Origin of the sequence: Psychrobacter sp. Ps6, from assembly GCF_022129235.1 — a bacterium.
Lineage (GTDB): Bacteria > Pseudomonadota > Gammaproteobacteria > Pseudomonadales > Moraxellaceae > Psychrobacter.
In genome coordinates, this window is sequence record NZ_JADQAI010000126.1 from 1 (window position 1) to 1,432 (window position 1,432).

The window sequence follows — 1,432 nt, forward strand, 5'->3', positions numbered from 1 at the left end:
TATATCCAGAACAATCAAATCCCTTTGGTGTCGTACCTCCCCAAACATACTTAGTACCAATGTAACGACGTGCAAACTTCACCATATCTTGTTCTTTCTTTTGGTGTGCAGAGATCGTTGTATGCCCAGATTGAGTCGTTTTTGCTGTTGTCGCTTGAGTTGATGCGCAAGCTGTTGTTAAAAGCAATGCAATAATTGCTATGGGTAGTTTTGTATAAGAGATTTTTAACATTAGAAACTTTATTTAGTAAGTAGATGCGTAAGCTGTTGTAATTGAGATGTAAGTAAAGAACAAAAGTTTCACTCATGATTAAAATCTGTGAACTCAGCAGCAATTATACAAAATCAGACAGAAATAACTGCTACTTTATAAACAAATGGAAGAGATTTTTGTAAAAAGTATCCACATAGATTGGGCTTTTATGATGATTGAACAGCATTCATTTATCTCTGATTTGCTTTACGGTATCATGGTAAATCGCATTTTATTTTAGGAGAGTATCTTTGGTTGTATTTCGTTGCTTAATTTTGCTATTGATGCTGATTCCATGCATAGCAAATGCAAGAATTACGCTGTGGCACTCTCATCAATCAACTGCTTATATTGATGGTCTAGTTTCTCGTTTTGAAAAAGAAACGGGAATCCAAGTTTCTGTTGTTCAGTTTGATCCGCAAAAAATTAAAGCAGAACTGCTATTAGGCGCTCAATATGGTGGTTTACCCGATCTGATATTAGTCCCATCTGACTTTCTTGGTTTATATAAGCAGATGAAGTTATCTCCGGTTCCAAAAAGTTGGATTCATACAGATTTTGAACCCGCGGTTGGTGAAACGGCGAGAGTTAATGGTAAATATCGAGGCGTACCGATCATTCAAGGTAACCATTTATTACTCTATTATAATAAGAGTATGGTTAAAACACCGATCACATCTTGGTCTGAACTGTTCCGGCAGAAAAAAGATTTTGTAGCTAAGCAAATTATGCCAATAGGTTGGAATTACAGTGATATGTATTTCTTTATGCCATTTCTTCTCGCATCTGATGGCTGGCCAATACAGAACGATAAAATCAGTTTGGACTCGTTAGGCATGGTAAATGCTCTTAAGTATTACCATTTATTAGCAGCAGACGGCATTATCGATGGTCATTGTGGTTATCATTGCGCCCAGCTTGGATTTATTCAGGGAAAGTCGGCTTATGCTATTAATGGCGATTGGGCATACGATGATATTAAAAAAGAAATGGGTGATAACGTGGGTTTGGCCATGTTACCAAGCCTTAATGGTCACAAAATGTATGGTTTAAAAAGTACTTTTGTCTTGGCTATGCCCGAGTTTGATCAGCGCTCAGTGCTTGTACAAAATCAATTGAAGCGCTTTATTGAGTTTGTACAAAGAAAGGCAAACCAGAAGTGGGTCTATGATAAGTACC

At 37.1% G+C, this 1,432-nt stretch carries 2 protein-coding genes; one reads left to right on the forward strand and one right to left on the reverse strand.

What is annotated here, in order from left to right; translation table 11 throughout:
- On the reverse strand, positions 1-232 hold a 232-nt coding region (locus I3255_RS14295; protein ID WP_238039411.1), incomplete at its 3' end, for an NlpC/P60 family protein.
- 272 nt (positions 233-504) lie between these two features.
- Here I3255_RS14295 and I3255_RS14300 point away from each other — a divergent pair.
- A partial coding sequence (locus I3255_RS14300) for an extracellular solute-binding protein (protein WP_238039413.1) occupies positions 505-1,432 on the forward strand: 928 nt, incomplete at its 3' end.